Genomic DNA, 16,675 nt, shown 5'->3' on the forward strand with positions numbered 1-16,675 from the left:
TGACAAAGCAACCCGTTGACATCCTTCATGGAAGGCTGAAGATTGCGCTTCGTCCGAGCAGCCGTAAGGCCTGGCTTTCACGTCCATATCCGATACCCGCAAGGCCCGCTGAAGGCTCGTTAAGTTCATGCCCACCCTCCGCCTCATCGCTGACGATCTCACAGGCGCGCTCGATACCGCAGTCGAATTCGTCGGTGTCTACGGGCCGATCGAGGTGCAGCGCGAAGATGCGTTGCCGGCAAACCTGCCGAATTATCTGGCGATCGACAGCGGCACGCGCGAGAAAACGGCTGCCGAAGCAGAAATGATCGTCGGCGGCATCGCGCCATTGTTGGAGGGTGCCGATCTTGCCTTCAAGAAGGTGGATAGCCTGTTTCGCGGCCCCTGGGCGGTGGAGCTCGCCGCCTGTTTCCAGCTCGGCCACTGGCGGCATTGCATCCTCGCACCGGCCTTTCCACATCACGGACGGCACACAAGGGGCGGACGGCAAGTGCTGTTTGCCGGGAAAGACGCCTGGCGCGATGTCAGCGGCGATCTGGTCGCTCACTTGCGAGCCGAGGGACTGCCTGCCTTCAACACGACGCTTGGCGTTGAAAACCAACCCATTCCCGATGGCATCCATGTTTTCGATGCCCATTCGGACGACGATCTGGACGCCGTCATCGCATGGGTATCATCGCAGCTGGAGGGGCCGGTCCTTTGGAGCGGCACCGGCGGGCTAGCCCAGGCCCTTGCACGGAATATCGACCTGGCGACGCATCATCGCCCTCATCCCGAAAAACCCTCAGGCAAAAAGCGCCCGGCGCCTGCCGTGCCCGTTTCGCGCCGGCTGCAAAGGCCGGTGCTCGGCCTCTTCGGCTCGGATCAGCCGATCACGCTGGCGCAACTCCAGGCCTGCGGCCCCTATTGGCTAAAGCTTGCGGAAGGTGCGGACGCCGATGCCGCCGATCGCCAGATCCAGCAGAGCGGTGTCGCCATGGTCAGCCTCGATCTGCCGTCGGGGCTTGATCGCGACGATGCGGCAAAGCGCATCGCGGCAACCTTCAGCGGCATAGCAAGTGCACTGCCTGCTCCGGCCACATTGATTGTCGCCGGTGGCGAGACCTTGAGAAATCTTTGCTCGGCGCTCGGCGTCACCGCCCTCAGCATCACCGGCCAGGCAGCGCCCGGCCTGCCGCGCTCCACGATTGTCGGCGGCCCGTGGCAAGGCACCACGGTCATCTCCAAATCAGGCGCATTCGGCGGCCCCACCCTATGGCGCGATCTCTTGAATGAAAACGCGCTGATCGCCGGAGGAGAAGAACCATGACGCGGCACCTTGCAATCACCATGGGCGATCCCGCCGGCATCGGCCCGGAAATCATCGTCAAGGCCGCAGCCCGACTGAAGGACAGGCTTGCCGAAGGTAAGTTGAAGCTAACGATCATCGGCAGCGGCCCTGCCCTGCGCTTCGCCGAACAGCAGCTCGGCCTCGATATCGAGATCCCCGAAGCGCAGATGGAGAGCGACTGGCCGAACCTATGCTTCATTCAGGCCGATGCCGAAGGTGAACCGATCCTGCCAGGCCAACTTTCAGCCGATGGCGGCCGTATGGCCTTCAAGGCGATCGAAAAGGGCGTTCAGCTCGCCATGTCGGGCAAGGTCGGTGGTATCGTCACTGCGCCGCTCAACAAGGAAGCATTGAACAAGGCTGGCTTCCATTATGCCGGCCATACCGAACTGCTGGCGGAACTGACCGGTGCGCGCGGCTCTGTCATGATGCTGGCCCATGGCAATATGCGCGTCAGCCACGTCACCACCCATGTCGCGCTGGAGGATGTGCCAAAGCGCCTGACGCCTGAGCGGCTGCGTCTCGTCATCGACCTGACCGACAAGGCACTCCAGCAACTCGGCATCGCCAGGCCGAAGATTGCGGTGGCGGCGCTCAATCCGCATGCCGGCGAAGGCGGGCTCTTCGGCCGTCAGGATATCGACATCTCCGCACCCACCATCGCCAAGGCAGTATCCGACGGGCTCGATATCGTCGGCCCCGTTCCCGGCGATACCGTCTTCGTCAAGCTGCGCGCCGGCCAGTACGATACCGTTGTCGCGATGTATCACGATCAGGGCCATATCCCGGTCAAGCTGCTAGGGTTCGAAATCGATCCGGCGACGGGAAAGTGGATGGATCTTTCCGGCGTCAATATCACCCTCGGCCTGCCGATCGTGCGCACCTCCGTCGATCACGGCACGGCTTTCGACATCGCCGGCAAGGGCATTGCCAATGAACGCAGCCTGATCGAGGCGATCGAATTCGCCGAAAGGCTTGCGGTCGGCCGTTAGGACGCTTGGGAAGCCCCGGATGCCTCGCCAAAAAGCAGATCGGTCCGCTCGGCGAGCAGCGCAAGAAAGGCTTTCGTCCGGGCAGCCGGGCGCGGTCCCGGCGGATAGATGGCATGGACTTCCACTCGCCTGAACTCATAGGAGGGCAGCACGGGAACGAGCCTTCCTTCGGCGATTTCCCGGCCACAGACGGCAGCGAACAATGCACCTATTCCCCTTTCCGCCAGCACCGCCTCCATGAGCGGCCGCCAGTGATTGACGCGCCATGCGGTGCGGATGGGCACTTCTATCGGCCCGCCGTCGAGATCGATCAGATGCAGGCGCTCATCCGCCGCGAAACCGGTGAAACGGATGAAGGGGTGGGCCGCAAGCTCTGCCGCTTCGCGCGGCAGCCCTTGCCGCTCGATATAGCCGGGAGCGGCCAGCAGGAGCCGCCGCATCGTCCCCAGCCGGCGCGCAATGAAATTGCCGCTGCCGATCTCGCCGATACGGATGGAGAGATCCACACCTTCGGTCATCGGATCGACGAAGCGATCGTTCAAGGTCACATCTACAGCCAGAGCCGGATGCAATGTCTGAAATTCGATGAGCAGCCTCGGCAATGTCATCTCTCCAAGGCCATGCGGCGCTGCGATCCGAAACGTTCCGGTCAAAGATGTCTCGGCCGAGGCGACGGAAGCCTCCGCCTCCTCGGCTGCTTCGATGGCGCGCTTGGCATATTCGTAGAAGCGTGCACCGGCATCGGTCGCCTGCACCGAACGCGTCGTCCGGTAGAGGAGCCGCGCGCCCAAATGCTTTTCCAGCTTTTCGACGCGTTCGCTTACGGTGGGCTGACCAAGGCCGAGATCGCGCGCGGCGGCCGAAAGGCTGCCGCGTTCGATGACACGAGTGAAGATGCGCATGGCGGAAAGCATATCCATGACCGCATTCTATCGTCTTTTACGATAAATGACATCGCCATTCGCTTCCTTCTAAAGCATATGCCGATCGACGATCTTCGGGCCAGTCAGCAATCCAATCGGAGAACCAGTCTTGCAGACCAGCACCATTCAAACGGGTAATACACAGGCTCAGTCGTTCCAGGGGCAGAACATCGTCATCATCGGCGGCTCCTCGGGGATCGGGCTAGCGACCGCCAGGCAGGCCAAGAATGCCGGCGCAAATCTCTTTCTGGTATCCCGCAATCCTGAGCGTCTTCGGGAAGCTGCCGAAGTGGTCGGCGGCGCGACCCAGATTGTCGCAGACATCGCCGCCCCGCAGCCGGCGATATTTGCAGGGATCGACAGGATCGATCATCTGCTGATCACCGCCGGAACGGTGCACCTGCAGTCGCTCAAGGATCAGTCGGAGGCAGATCTCTCGAAGGTCATCAACGAGCGCCTGATCGGACCCTTGCTCGCCATCAAGGCTGCTCTTCCCCTTCTGCATGCAGCGAGCTCGATTACCATGACCTCTGGGCAGTTCGCCTCCCGCCCCGCCGCCATCGGTGCGATCGTGGCAGCCGCCGTCTCCGCGGTCGAAAGTACGGTTCGCGCCCTTGCTATTGAGCTGTCGCCGATGCGTATCAACGCGGTTTCGCCGGGATGGGTGGATACCCCGCTGCTCGACGGGTTGATGGGCGAGGCCAAGCGGCAGGTGCTCGAACAGACCGCCTCGACCCTGCCCAGCCGCAATATCGGCCGGCCGGAGGATATCGCACAGGCGATCCTTTTCCTGATGGCGAACCGCTTCGTGACCGGAGAGGTCCTGCATATCGATGGTGGCGGACGGTTGGTATAAACGCCACCGCCCGGCATGGGTTCAAAAAAATTTTCGCCCCTTGTCGGTCTTGCCGCTCCTCTTTCGTCCTACGGGCATCCAATAGGAGAGAGGAGCACACGATGTCCAAGATTGCCCCATGCCTGTGGTTTGCACGAGAAGCAGAGGAAGCAGCGAACCTCTATGTTTCGCTCTTCCCGAACTCCCGTATCGATCATGTACAGAAGAACGTTATCGACACGCCCGCCGGTAAGGCCGATCAGGTTCTGGTCGTCAACTTCACGCTCGCCGACCAGCGCTTCATGGCGCTGAACGGCGGCAACCGCATCGAGTTCACCCATGCCATCTCGCTGGAGGTGGATTGCGTCGATCAAGCCGAAGTCGACCGCCTCTGGGACGGGCTCGCCGATGGCGGAACACCCGTGGCATGCGGTTGGATAACGGACCGTTACGGCGTTTCCTGGCAGATCGTGCCGACCGTGCTCAGCAAGTATATCGCCGATCCGGATCCGGCCAAGGCCGCCCGCGTCATGCAGGCCATGATGCAGATGGCCAAGCTCGATATTGCCGGCCTCGAAGCCGCCTATCGCGGCTGAACATCTTGACTATTGGGAGGTTGTACAACGTGCGACCTCCCGAGGGTGACGCTAAATTCCCCGCAATTTCAACGATTCGGACCAATGCCGGTGCGCGCAAGACTTGCGGTAAATCGATGCTTGGAATACCGTCTTGCGCAGGCTCGTCAAAATCGGGTTTCTCGAAACCATTTCAAGCAATTGGACTGCCGCGGCCATTCAGGCGCGACCCGGCAGGAAACGGTCGATTTCATGCAGCATCAACGGGGCCGTATCGATCTCACTGGACGCGACTACACGGCGATCTATGCACTGAGCGATATCCATGGCAGCTACGATGAGATGGTGGCGGCCGAAAGACGCATCGTTGAGGATGCCCGCGGCCTTCCCGGCCGAAAGCTGCTGATGTATCTCGGCGATTATGTCGATCGTGGGCCGCGTTCGAGCGATGTCCTGGCGCATCTCTGCGCCCCGCCGCCCGAAGGTTTCGACCGCTATGCCCTTTGCGGCAATCACGATGATGCCTTCCTGCGCTTTCTGGACGATCCCGATGCCAATATCCACTGGCTTGAATTCGGCGCGCTGCCGACGCTTCTGTCCTATGGCATCGACGCCAGACATGTGCTTTTCGACCTGGGGTATAGCATTGGGGAGCTGCGCGACCTGACCCCCAAGGCAATGCCGCCGGCACATGTCGATCTGCTGCGCTCGCTGGCCGTAGCCGTCACTCTCGGCTCGACGCTCTTCGTCCATGCCGGCATCCAGCCGGGTGTTGCTTTAAGCGAGCAGACGGATGAGGATCTGATGTGGATCCGCGAGCCGTTCCTGTCAGAGGGGCCGCAATTGCCGCTACTGGTAATCCACGGTCACACGCCGGGCTCCCATCCCGTTTTCGGCCTAAGCCGCATTGGCATCGATACAGCCGTTTCCATGGGCGGAACCCTGACGATCCTCAAGATCGCCAACGGCAGACAGACGATTCTGCCACCGATTTAGACAGCCCGAACGAAAACCCCGGCCTGAAGCCGGGGTTTGTTTCTCAGGTGCCTCACTCCGCCGCCATCGCGGGAGGAAGCTGGATTGTATTCTCGTCGTCGGACTGATCCTTGGCCGGCGGCTCCGCCGATTTGTTCTTCGGCTCGCGGCCGAAGAACAGCGCATAGCCGGCGGGCAATACGAAGATCGTCAGGATCGTCGCCACCAGAATGCCGCCCATCATCGCATAGGCGAGCGGACCCCAGAAGACACCGCGCGAAATCGGGATCAGCGCCAGCACGGCCGTCAGCGCCGTCAGCATGATCGGCCGGAAACGACGCACGGCCGAACCAATGATCGCTTCCTTCCGGTCCATGCCCGCCGCAATATCCTGGTCGATCTGGTCGACGAGAATGATCGAGTTGCGGATGATGATGCCGAGCAGCGCGATGACGCCGAGGATCGCAACGAAGCCGAAGGGCGCACCGCTGATCAACAGTGCCGCTGCAGCGCCGATGATGCCGAGCGGGCCGGTCGCCAGCACCAGCATCGCCTTGCCGAAGTGCTGCAGCTGCACCATCAACAGCACAACGATGACGACGAGCATGATCGGCGCCTTGGCAGCGATCGAGGCTTGGCTTTCGGCACTGTCTTCGGCACCGCCCTGGATCTGGATCTTATAGCCGGCCGGCAGGCTGTTCCTGAGATCAGCCATGTCGTTATAAAGCTTGGCCGTCACGTCGTTCGACTGCACGTTGTCAGGCAGGGTTGCCCGCACCGTGATGGTCGGGAGGCGGTCGCGGCGCCATTCGATGCCCTGCTCCATCGCAGGCACGATCTTGGCGACCTGCGATAGCGGCACGAAACCGCCGGAGTCGGTCGGAATATAGACCGAGTTCACCGACGTCAGCAGATGACGGCTTTCCTCCGGCTCGCGGGCAACAATCCCGACGGTTTCCTCGCCCTCGCGATAGTTGTCGAGCGTGACACCGGACATCGAAGCTTGCAGCATCTGGCGGATGCGCTGCGAGGTGACACCGAGGGCGCGGGCGCGATCCTGATCGATCACCAGCTTCATGGCGGGCACCGGCTCGAGCCAGTCATCATGGATTGCGCCGAGCAGCGGATTCTGGGCAAAGCGCTGCTTCACCTCGTCGGCAATATGGCGAACTTGCTGCCGGTCCGGACCCATGACGCGCATCTGCACGGGCCAGCCTGTGGGAGGGCCGAGGAACAGGCGATCGACCTTGCCGCGGACCGACGGGAAATCTGCTGCCAGGATGCCACGCATCTTGACGATCAGACGCTCGCGGGCCGGCTCGTCCTTGGCCATAACAAGCATTTGGGCATAGTTCGGATTGGTGAGCTGCTGATCGAGCGGCAGGAAGAAGCGCGGCGCGCCCTGGCCGACATAGGTGGCGATGAAGCGCTTGTCCGGATCATCGGCCATGCGGGCTTCCAAGGCCTGCGCCTGCCGCTCGACTTCCTTGATGCTGGTGCCTTCCGGCAGCCAGAGATCGACCAGAATTTCCGGACGAGACGACTGCGGGAAGAAGTTCTGCGGAATGAACTGAAAGGACCACAAGCTGCCGACGAAGGCGGCAATCGTCAGAGCCAGAACGATGATGCGATGGCGCACGGCCCAGGCTACCGAAGAGTGCAGACGGCGATAGAAGCGCGTATCGAACACGTCATGATGCTCGCCGGCATGATGGCGCTGCTTGAGGATCATGTAGCCAAGCCACGGCGTGAAATAGACGGCGACGAACCAGGAGATCACAAGCGCTATGCCGACGACGTAGAACAGCGTGCGGACATATTCGCCGGCCGTCGACGCTGCAAATCCCACCGGAATGAAGCCGGCGGTCGTGATCAGCGTACCCGTCAGCATCGGGAAGGCGGTCGAGGAATAGGCGAAGCTGGCGGCATCGAGCTTCACCAGCCCCTCTTCCAGCTTGCGCTCCATGAGCTCGACCACGATCATGGCGTCATCCACCAGCAGGCCGAGCGCGATGATGAGCGCGCCGAGCGAGATGCGCTGCAGGTCGATGCCGAACTCGTACATGATGGCGAAGGTGGCTGCCAGCACCAGCGGAATGGCGATGGCGATCACGAGGCCGGAGCGCCAGCCGATCGACAGGAACGACACGATCAGAACGATGACGAGAGCTTCGCCAAGCGCATGCATGAACTCGCTGATAGCGTCGGTCACAACGTCGGGCTGGTTGGCAATCTGATCAACCTGAACGCCGACCGGCAGCGAGGCCTCGAAACGCTTGTAGGTTTCCTCAACAGACTTGCCGACATCGGTCACCTTGAAGCCATTGGCCATAACGACGCCGAGTTGCACGCTCGGATGGCCGTTATACAGGAATTTGGCGGTGTAGGGATCCTGCAGACCGGCGGTGACCGTGGCGATGTCGCCAAGGCGGGTCACCTGGCCGCCGGCGGTCAGCCGCAGGTTCTTGATATCCTCGATTTTGTTGACGTCGCCTCCGACCGAGATGCGCACCGAACGCGTGCTGGTATCGACGGTGCCGGCGGGATCGACATTGTTCTGGCCGACGATGGCATTCTTCAAGTCGGTGAGCGTCAGTCGACGCTCGGCCAGAACCTTGGAAGAGACATCGATATAGATCTGCTCAGCCTGGTCGCCGATGATGGTGGCCTTCTCGACACCGGGCGTCGAGAGCAGCATGTCGCGCGCCTGGATGGCGAATTTCTTCAGCTCCGGATAGGTATAGCCGTCGCCGCTGATCGAATGCAGCGTGATGAAGGTATCGCCGAACTCGTCGTTGAAATAAGGGCCGAGCAGGCCGGACGGCAGCTCGTTGTTGATATCGCCGATCTTCTTGCGGATCTGGTAGAAGGCATCCTTCACCTCGGCCGTATTGGTATCGCCCTTGATCTGGACTGTCGTGATGGCAAAGCCGGCACGGGTGTAGGATTTGACCCAATCAAGATGCGGCGTTTCCTGCAGCTTGCGCTCGATCTTGTTGACCACCTGGTCTTCCATGTCCTGCAGGGAAGCGCCGGGCCACACGGTCTGCACGACCATGACGCGGAAGGTGAAATCCGGATCTTCCTTCTGGCCCATATGGGTCAGGCCGAGCGCGCCGGCGATGATGATGAGCCCGAACAGGAAGCGCGCAATGCTTGGATGGGCAATCGCCCAACGCGACAGGTTGAAACGCTTCCTCTCGGAGGAGGTGCTGTTGATGGACATGATGTCGTCCCTCTCGATCCGGATCAGCGTACGATATCCGCCGAAGCGGCTTTGGTTTCTGCGGTGGCCTGCTGGGCTGCGGCACCAGACAGTTTGACCTTCATGTTCTCGGTCATGAACTGGGTGCCGGCGGCAACGACGACATCGCCGGCCTTGAGGCCATCGGCGACGCGCACGCCGTCATCGGCGAAATCGGCAACCTTGACGGCACGCGAATGGACGGTGCCGGCGCTGCGATCGACGAGCCAGACGATCTGCTTTCCGTCCTTCTGCGCAAGTGCGCTGAGCGGAATGGAAACGAACGGCTGGGTGTTGTCGGCGAACGCCTCGATCGTCGCTGTCATGCCGAGCAGCACGCGCTGATCGGCCGGCAGGCTCACGCGCACCGCAAACGTGCGCGACTGATCGGCGCTACCGGATACTTCCCGCACCTTTCCGTCCAGTACGAGTGCCGAGTCCGACCAGAAGCGCGCCTTGACGTCCTTGCCGACCTTGAACTGGGCAATGTCCATTTCCGGTACGGCGACCTGCACTTCCTTCTCGCCATCGACGGCAACGGTGACGACCGGAGTGCCCGAGGCGACCACCTGACCGACATCGGCATTGATTGATGTGACGATGCCGTTCATGTCCGAGGCCAGGTCGGCATAGGCGACCTGGTTCTTCGCTTCGGTGAGCGCCGAGACGGCGGAATCGCGCGACGAAACGGCTTGCTCATAGGAAAGCTCGGCCTGTTCGAGCTGCGACTTGGAGGTGACGTTCTTGTCGAACAGCGCCTGGGCGCGATTGCGGGCGAGTTCGGCCGTCTGCACCTGCTTTTCAGCTGAATCCAGAGTTGCCTGGGAACGGCGAACGGCAAGGGTATAATCGGTCGCATCGATGCGGGCGAGCACATCGCCGGGCTTCACTCTCTGGCCGATATCCACCTTGCGCTCGACGATCTTGCCGTTAATGCGGAAGCCGAGATTCATCTCAGTGCGCGCGCGCACGGCGCCGGAATAGTCGAGCTTGCGTGTCGTGTCTGCCTGGGCGATCTCGACCACCTTCACCGGACGGATCACCTCCGCCGTCTCTTCCTTCTTCTCGTTGCAGCCCGAGAGCCCAAGCCCCAGGGCGGCAATGAGAACCGCGCCGGCAGCGGCCCTTAGAGTGTTCGTCGTCAGCGAAACCATGTCGCTCTCCTAAAGTCGAATAAAAATGGGAGCGCTCCGGCCATCCGGTGCGCGAACTGCTATTTCTTCAAGGCCCTGATGACGAATTCGATGAGATCTTCGGGCTCGGCCTGGTATGATTTGGCAAGACACTGCGCCACCATCTGCGGATGGCAGAGATCGACGGTCGCCGCGGCAAAGCACTTGGCTGCGACACGCGGGTCCTGCTCGGCAAACTCGCCGGCAGCAATCCCTTCGGCGATGATCTCGGCGAGCAGATCCTGGATGCGATCGATGTGCTTTTCGATGACATGCCAGTCGCGCTCTATGGCGACAATGACCATCTCATGAACCTTCTGCTCGTCGAGCATGGTCTCCAGCGTCATCTTGTATTGGGCCATGGTGCAGGCCCGCAGCCGGTCGGATGCACTGAGCGGCTGGTTACGGATATTGAAAGCCATCTGATAGCTCTGCTCGAGCATGCGTCCGCAAAGAGCCTGATGAATTTCAACCTTGGAGCCGAAGAACCGGTAGATGTTCGCCGTCGACATGCCGAGATCACGGGCGATATCGGCCACGGTCGTCTTGCTATAGCCATAGTGGCGAAACAGCCGCTCAGCGGCTTCAAGGATGCGCGCGATGTTGTCCTGACGCGCAGGGTCGGCGCTGACATCGGAAAGATCGAGCATGGATAGAACCTGATGATTTACGAGTGACGATTTTCAATTTTCGTCACTCGTAAATCATCAGAGCGCCGATGTCAAGAAAACCGCCTACAATCGCAGGCGGTTTTCGAATGCTACGCCATGAAGTTGAAACGCGCCGAACAACTTGCAACAAGGGTTAAATGATCGGCAACGCTCCTTGCGGAACGGGCCGAAAGTGTCCAACATGCGATGGAGCGGTGGCGTCCGGTCAGATGCCCAGGAGCGCAGGACGGAAGCGACGGATGCTCAGATAGCCGACAAGCAGACACACCACGAGGAGAGCCATCTGCGCCACCAGTATCGGCGGCTCGTTACCATTGGGTGCCAGCGCATTCAGCGCCGGTACCTTCTGGAACGATTGAATGATCAGCACCAGACAGTTGAAGAACAGCAGCACCATGGCCCCCACGATGAAAACAGGGCGCCAGATGCCGGCAAGATGAAAACTGTAGCGCGCCAGCGCGGTTGGTATGAAGATGAGAACGCACAGACCGCCGACGATGATTGCCGGTGTGGCAGCGTGAAACGGAAACAGAAAACCCGTCAAGCTGGTGAGAATGGTCGCGACCATATAGACCAGTGTCGATCGCTCGTGACGATTGGCGGTAAGAAAGCCGTGAGCGACGACAATGCCGCTGACGATGGCAATCAAACTTATGACGACGTGAATTAAGAGAATTCCTGACATTCGCCTCTCCCTTGAGCACCGCATTCCCATGAATGACAGCCCATGCCCGAATGCGGAATATATGCGAAACGCGCCGCGCCAACCAGCGCGACGCGAAAGCTGAAATGGCCGGTTCAGGCGGCGTGAACTTCCAGCGAAATCGGAACCGAAGCGAGAGCCTTGGAAACCGGGCAGCCGGCCTTGGCCTTGTTGGCAAGCTCGGTGAAGGTGGCTTCATCGGCGCCTGGAATCTTGCCCGTCAGGGTCAGATGGATTGCGGTGATGGCAAAGCCGCCTTCGACACTTTCCAGCGTGACCTTGGCCGTGGTCTCCATGCTTTCGGCAGTGAAGCCAGCCTCATTGAGGATCAGCGACAAGGCCATGGTAAAGCAGCCGGCATGCGCAGCCCCGATCAGCTCTTCCGGATTGGTGCCGGGGACGCCTTCGAAGCGGCTGGCGAAACCGTAGGGATAGTGATTGAGCGCGCCGCTCTGCGTCGAGATCTGGCCTTTGCCATCCTTCAGACCGCCGGACCATTGAGCCGAACCTGTACGATTGATCTGCATGTCGTCCTCCTTGTCGTTGAACTGAGCCTTGGGAGCAGAATCCTCGCTTCCCGCGATGATCCGACGGCAATGGCATTCACGCCGGCCGCACGGACACCATAATCCTTCTATCCATCGAAGACGACGCCGCCATAACAGGAGCGGCGCCGACTTCAACAAAGCGCAGCGCGGCGAATTGTTCCCGCCTGCGATGGGGTGATGCCATTTAATCATCATACAAGACCATTGCTAATGTATGATGATTAACGTATCTTGGCGCCCATGCGAAAAGCGCTTGGAACGCGAGCGGGCATTGGCTGCATGCACGGCCGACATCCGCCCCTCGCGGCAAGTGATTTCGGGAGCGCACAATGGTCTGGAGGAAGTAGGGTGGATTCGGTTGAAGGACAGGGGCATGACTCCTCGGCTCAGCCGGCGCGCCGTCCGCGCGTCCGCAAGAACGTGACCGCGTCGATTGCCGAAGACATTTGCTCCGAGCGCTATCCCTCGGGCTCGACCCTGCCGCGCGAGAACGATCTGTGTGCGATTTATGGCGTCAGCCGCACGGTCATCCGCGAATCCCTCAAGATACTGGAATCGAAGGGGCTCGTGCGCGGCAAGCCGCGCATCGGCACATCAGTCTGCGACAAGAACGACTGGAACATCCTCGATCAGGATGTGCTCGAATGGATGGGTCCCTACATCGCCGGTTTCGATATTCTCGGCTCCATCCTGGAGGCTCGCCGCACGATCGAGCCCGTTGCCGCTGAATATGCCGCCGAGCGGGCCACCGCTCAGGAGATTGCCGATCTCGACAATGCCTGGCGGCAGATGCGCGATAGCGGCGGCGATCCGGAAGGCTTCACCGAAGCCGACGTGACTTTTCACAAACTGCTGCTGAGCGCCAGCCACAACCAGGTGTTCCGCCGCCTGTCGAGCGCCATGCATGCCGGCCTCAAATATGCGCTGCACGCCTCGAATGTCGCCGCTCACAGCCGGGACGAGGCGATCGTCGTCCACGGCCAGCTGGTGGAGGCGCTACGTCTGCGCGACCGCGCTGCGGCCCGCGACTGCGCCCATCGCATGCTCGATCTTGCCGCCCGTGACCTTGCCGTCGAACGACGGCCGGATGGCGGGCGGAAAACCAATCCCGAAACCCCGACATCCGCGGCATCGCGCCGCTGATACGATTCAAAGTCGAAATGGAAGCAATGCCATGAAGATCACGAAACTGACGACCTACATAGTGCCGCCGCGGTGGCTGTTCCTGAAGATCGAGACGGATGAGGGCATTGTCGGCTGGGGCGAGCCGGTCGTGGAAGGCCGTGCGCTGACCGTGCAGGCAGCCGTGCACGAGCTTGAAGACTATCTGATCGGCAAGGATCCCTTCCTGATCGAGGATCACTGGAACGTCATGTACCGCGCCGGCTTCTATCGCGGCGGCGCCGTCCATATGTCGGCGATTGCCGGCATCGACCAGGCGCTCTGGGACATCAAGGGCAAAGCGCTCGGACAGCCGATCCACTCGCTGCTCGGCGGCCAGGTGCGCGACAAGATCAAGGTTTACTCCTGGATCGGCGGCGACCGTCCCTCCGACGTCGCCAACAATGCCAAGGACGTCGTTGCCCGCGGCTTCAAGGCGATCAAGCTCAACGGCTGCGAGGAAATGCAGATCGTCGACACCTACGACAAGGTGGAAAAGGCGGTCGAGACCATCGCCACCATCCGCGAGGCGATCGGCCCCTATATCGGCATCGGCGTCGATTTCCACGGCCGCGTGCATCGTCCGATGGCCAAGGTGCTCGCCAAGGAGCTCGAGCCCTACAAGCTGCTGTTCATCGAGGAGCCGGTGCTTTCGGAAAACCGCGAGGCGCTGAAGGAAATCGCCAATCATTGCTCCACGCCGATCGCGCTTGGCGAACGTCTCTATTCGCGCTGGGACTTCAAGTCGGTCCTGTCGGACGGCTATGTCGACATTCTCCAGCCCGACCTCTCCCATGCCGGCGGCATCACCGAATGCCGCAAGATCGCGGCCATGGCCGAAGCCTATGACGTGGCGCTGGCGCCGCATTGCCCGCTCGGTCCGATCGCGCTTGCTGCCTGCCTGCAGGTCGATGCCGTCAGCTACAACGCCTTCATCCAGGAGCAGAGCCTCGGCATCCACTACAACAAGGGCAACGACATCCTCGACTACATCTCCAACAAGGAGGTGTTCCAGTACGCCGACGGCTTCGTCTCGATCCCGCAGGGACCCGGCCTCGGCATCGAGGTCGACGAAGCCTATGTCATCGAGCGCGCCAAGGAAGGCCATCGCTGGCGCAACCCGGTCTGGCGCCACGAGGACGGCAGCGTCGCCGAGTGGTAAGATCACGGCCCTCTCCTGACGGACGAAGGGCCTGATATCCGCAATGATTAAGGGCCCGATGGCAGCAGATTTGCGCTATCGGGCCCTTTCTTTAGACAGTGCTCTCTTAGTCCGGCACCTTTCCCCTTTGCCGCGCTGCGGCGAAAATGGCTGCAAACTCGGTTTGCTACTCTCAAAAAAGTTGCGCCTGCAGTATCGGCGCAGATACTGCAGGCGCGTCATGCGTCTCAACAAGCCCCCAGGGAGACGCATTCCCAGAGCATGATCACCAAAAGGCGTGGAGTGCCCTCTAGCTCAGACCATGCTCAAGCAGGCAATTTCAAACTTACTCCCGCTCACCGGTGAGGTTCAGCAGCAGCTGGAAGATGTTGACGAAGTTCAGGTAGAGCGACAGGGCACCGAAGACGGCGAGCTTCTGCTGCGATTCCTGATCGTGGTTTTCGGCATACTGTTCCTTGATGTTCTGCGTATCCCAGGCGGTTAGGCCGACAAAGACGACGATACCGATTACCGAGATTGCGAACTGCAGAGCGCTCGAACCCAGGAAGATATTGACGATGCTGGCAATGATCACACCGAACAGGCCCATCATCAGGAACGAGCCGATGTTGGAAAGGTCACGCTTCGTCGTGTAGCCGTAGAGGCTGGTCGCGCCGAACATGGTCGCGGCGATGAAGAAGGTGCGCGCGATGCTCGTGCCGGTGAAAACCAGGAAGACCGAGGCCAGCGACAGGCCCATGACCGCACAGAACGCCCAGAACATCGTCTGCGCCGTGCTTGCCGACATGGACTGGATGCGGAACGAGAAGAAGAACACAAAGGCGAGCGGCGCCAGCATGACGACCCACTTCAGCGGCGTCTGGAAGATCGGCACGTAGAGCGCCGGCGTCGTGCCGACGATCATCGCGACAATGCCCGTCACGACCAGGCCGATACCCATGTAGTTGTAGACGCGCAGCATATGCTGGCGCAGACCTTCGTCGAAGAGCGCCTGCGAGCCTGCGCCGGCTCCATAGCCGTATCGCGGATTGGTCGGATTCATGGTCGTTCTCCTTTAACTCAAACTCAATACAGGCTGCGGGCGAGCTTTTCGGCATCGCCGTCAAGCTGCCCCGCCTTGCCGTTGCCGATCAGCGCATAGGCGACTTCGCCGATCTGCCAGTAGGCAGCCTGGACATCGTCACGCTTGATATGACTGACTTCCTGGACGGCAAAATTGCCCGGACGGACGGCGAAAAGTGACAATTGTCCATCCGTGCCGGCATCGACCATCATTTCGACGCTCGGACCGAACTCGGATGGATAGATCTGCGCATCGGTGACGCGCCAGTCGCCCGGCAGCGCCGGCAAGACGATTGCCGTCGACGCGCGGATTTCATCCGCATTGTAACTGGCGACCGCCGATTGCGGCTTGATTTCTTCGCGCACGGCGGTCGTCTTGTAGGCGCGCACCGCATCGTCGACAAAAGCCGGCGGCCGTCCGGACGCATTGACTTCGCTCGCCGTAAAGGCGCCGAAGGACGTATGCGCGACCCAGCCGGTTGTCACCAGCATGGCAACGGCGGCGACACGCTGGAAAGAGCCCAGTATGCGCCCGTAGACCAGCCCGCGCTCCAGCCGCCGCGCAACCTCGCGCGTCTCGGCTTTGAGCACGAGGCTCTCGCCGGCAAGCGCCATGCGCAACTCGCCGCGGATGCTCATGTCCGCCATCACCTTGGCGGCGATCTCGGGATGCTCCGAGAGATAGGATTCCACCTCGACACGGCGCGCGACCGACAACTCGCCATCGACATAGGCGTCGAGATCGGTATCGATGATCGGATCAACGTTTTTCATTGCCGCCTCCCTCGATAAGCCGCAGATGTGAAACCTTGGAGCTAGCCTCTTCGAAATTACGCAGGCTGGCGCGAGCCCGCGCAATGCGGGACATCAGCGTGCCGACTGGAATGCCGAGCGCGGCTGCCGCCTCCTGATAGGAGAGATCTTCGATCGCCACGAGATGCAGCGCCTCGCGCTGTTCCTCGGGCAGACTGAAGAAGGCCTCGCGCACCTGGCTCAGGCGCACCGTATGATCCTGCGGCGCGGGCAATGCCGGCTCGATCTCGGCAGCCGCTTCCTCGTGACGACGGTTCAGCGATTTCTTCTGGCGCAGACGATCGATATGCACATTGTGCAGGATCGACAGCAGCCAGGTGCGCAGATTGCCGTCACGCCGGAAGGACGCCTTCCGCTCATAGGCCTTGACCAGCGCGTCATGCACCAGATCTTCGGCGTCGTCCGCATTGCGCACGAGCGAGCGGGCGTAACGTCTCAGCGAACCGAGCTGCCCCAAAACATCGAATGTGCGTCCTTTGCGTTCCATACACCTATATACGGACGCACTC

At 61.0% G+C, this 16,675-nt stretch carries 16 protein-coding genes; 7 read left to right on the top strand and 9 right to left on the bottom strand.

Annotation, left to right across the window (positions count from 1 at the left end):
* Positions 1–127 precede the first annotated feature (127 nt).
* Together QD409_RS14965 and pdxA are read left to right on the top strand one after the other, a co-directional pair.
* Positions 128–1,309: a four-carbon acid sugar kinase family protein gene (locus QD409_RS14965; protein ID WP_430763010.1), complete on the top strand. Its 1,182-nt coding sequence runs from the start codon at positions 128–130 to the stop codon at positions 1,307–1,309.
* On the top strand, positions 1,306–2,322 hold the full coding sequence (pdxA, locus tag QD409_RS14970) for a 4-hydroxythreonine-4-phosphate dehydrogenase PdxA (RefSeq protein ID WP_430763011.1): 1,017 nt from the start codon (positions 1,306–1,308) through the stop codon (positions 2,320–2,322). The genes QD409_RS14965 and pdxA overlap by 4 nt, the downstream gene beginning before the upstream one ends.
* On the opposite strand, the gene QD409_RS14975 is transcribed toward pdxA, so the two are convergent.
* Positions 2,319–3,242: a LysR substrate-binding domain-containing protein gene (locus QD409_RS14975; RefSeq protein ID WP_430763012.1), complete on the bottom strand. Its 924-nt coding sequence runs from the start codon at positions 3,240–3,242 to the stop codon at positions 2,319–2,321. The two genes, pdxA and QD409_RS14975, sit on opposite strands and share 4 nt — an antisense overlap.
* A 112-nt stretch (positions 3,243–3,354) precedes the next feature.
* On the opposite strand from QD409_RS14975, the gene QD409_RS14980 reads away from it, so the two are divergent.
* The 3 genes from QD409_RS14980 (at position 3,355) to QD409_RS14990 (ending at position 5,651) form a co-directional block, all read left to right on the top strand.
* Positions 3,355–4,101: an SDR family oxidoreductase gene (locus QD409_RS14980; RefSeq protein WP_430763013.1), complete on the top strand. Its 747-nt coding sequence runs from the start codon at positions 3,355–3,357 to the stop codon at positions 4,099–4,101.
* 101 nt (positions 4,102–4,202) lie between these two features.
* A complete protein-coding gene (locus tag QD409_RS14985) occupies positions 4,203–4,676 on the top strand; it encodes a VOC family protein (protein WP_430763014.1) in 474 nt (157 codons plus the stop codon).
* Between the two features lie 231 nt (positions 4,677–4,907).
* Positions 4,908–5,651 carry a metallophosphoesterase gene (locus tag QD409_RS14990; protein ID WP_430763015.1) on the top strand — a complete coding sequence of 248 codons (744 nt, stop codon included), beginning with the start codon at positions 4,908–4,910 and terminating at the stop codon, positions 5,649–5,651.
* Between the two features lie 52 nt (positions 5,652–5,703).
* Here QD409_RS14990 and QD409_RS14995 read toward each other — a convergent pair whose 3' ends face one another.
* From QD409_RS14995 to QD409_RS15015, 5 genes are all read right to left on the bottom strand, one after another.
* A complete protein-coding gene (locus tag QD409_RS14995) occupies positions 5,704–8,856 on the bottom strand; it encodes an efflux RND transporter permease subunit (RefSeq protein WP_430763016.1) in 3,153 nt (1,050 codons plus the stop codon).
* A 23-nt stretch (positions 8,857–8,879) separates the two neighbouring features.
* Positions 8,880–10,028, bottom strand: a complete 1,149-nt coding sequence (locus tag QD409_RS15000; protein ID WP_430763017.1) for an efflux RND transporter periplasmic adaptor subunit — start codon at positions 10,026–10,028, stop codon at positions 8,880–8,882.
* 59 nt (positions 10,029–10,087) lie between these two features.
* On the bottom strand, positions 10,088–10,696 hold the full coding sequence (locus QD409_RS15005) for a TetR family transcriptional regulator (protein WP_430763018.1): 609 nt from the start codon (positions 10,694–10,696) through the stop codon (positions 10,088–10,090).
* A 226-nt stretch (positions 10,697–10,922) separates the two neighbouring features.
* Positions 10,923–11,402, bottom strand: coding sequence for a hypothetical protein (locus QD409_RS15010; protein WP_430763019.1), 480 nt, complete (start codon positions 11,400–11,402; stop codon positions 10,923–10,925).
* Positions 11,403–11,515: 113 nt separating this feature from the next.
* Complete coding sequence (locus QD409_RS15015; RefSeq protein WP_430763020.1) at positions 11,516–11,947, bottom strand: OsmC family protein; 432 nt, start codon at positions 11,945–11,947, stop codon at positions 11,516–11,518.
* Between the two features lie 369 nt (positions 11,948–12,316).
* On the opposite strand from QD409_RS15015, the gene QD409_RS15020 reads away from it, so the two are divergent.
* Complete coding sequence (locus QD409_RS15020; protein ID WP_430763021.1) at positions 12,317–13,111, top strand: FadR/GntR family transcriptional regulator; 795 nt, start codon at positions 12,317–12,319, stop codon at positions 13,109–13,111.
* A gap of 31 nt (positions 13,112–13,142) precedes the next feature.
* Complete coding sequence (gene dgoD / locus QD409_RS15025) at positions 13,143–14,291, top strand: galactonate dehydratase (RefSeq protein ID WP_092852449.1); 1,149 nt, start codon at positions 13,143–13,145, stop codon at positions 14,289–14,291.
* Positions 14,292–14,616: 325 nt separating this feature from the next.
* Here dgoD and QD409_RS15030 read toward each other — a convergent pair whose 3' ends face one another.
* Genes QD409_RS15030 through QD409_RS15040 form a run of 3 tightly spaced genes read right to left on the bottom strand, consistent with a single transcriptional unit; the run spans position 14,617 to position 16,653 of the window.
* A complete protein-coding gene (locus QD409_RS15030) occupies positions 14,617–15,333 on the bottom strand; it encodes a Bax inhibitor-1/YccA family protein (RefSeq protein ID WP_430763022.1) in 717 nt (238 codons plus the stop codon).
* A gap of 23 nt (positions 15,334–15,356) precedes the next feature.
* Complete coding sequence (locus tag QD409_RS15035; protein WP_430763023.1) at positions 15,357–16,127, bottom strand: anti-sigma factor family protein; 771 nt, start codon at positions 16,125–16,127, stop codon at positions 15,357–15,359.
* Positions 16,114–16,653, bottom strand: coding sequence for a sigma-70 family RNA polymerase sigma factor (locus tag QD409_RS15040; RefSeq protein ID WP_430763024.1), 540 nt, complete (start codon positions 16,651–16,653; stop codon positions 16,114–16,116). Before QD409_RS15040 ends, QD409_RS15035 begins: the two co-directional genes overlap by 14 nt.
* Between the last annotated feature and the right edge of the window lie 22 nt (positions 16,654–16,675).

Source organism: Rhizobium sp. BR 315 (assembly GCF_050577975.1).
In the GTDB taxonomy this organism is placed as follows: Bacteria; Pseudomonadota; Alphaproteobacteria; order Rhizobiales; family Rhizobiaceae; genus Rhizobium; species Rhizobium miluonense.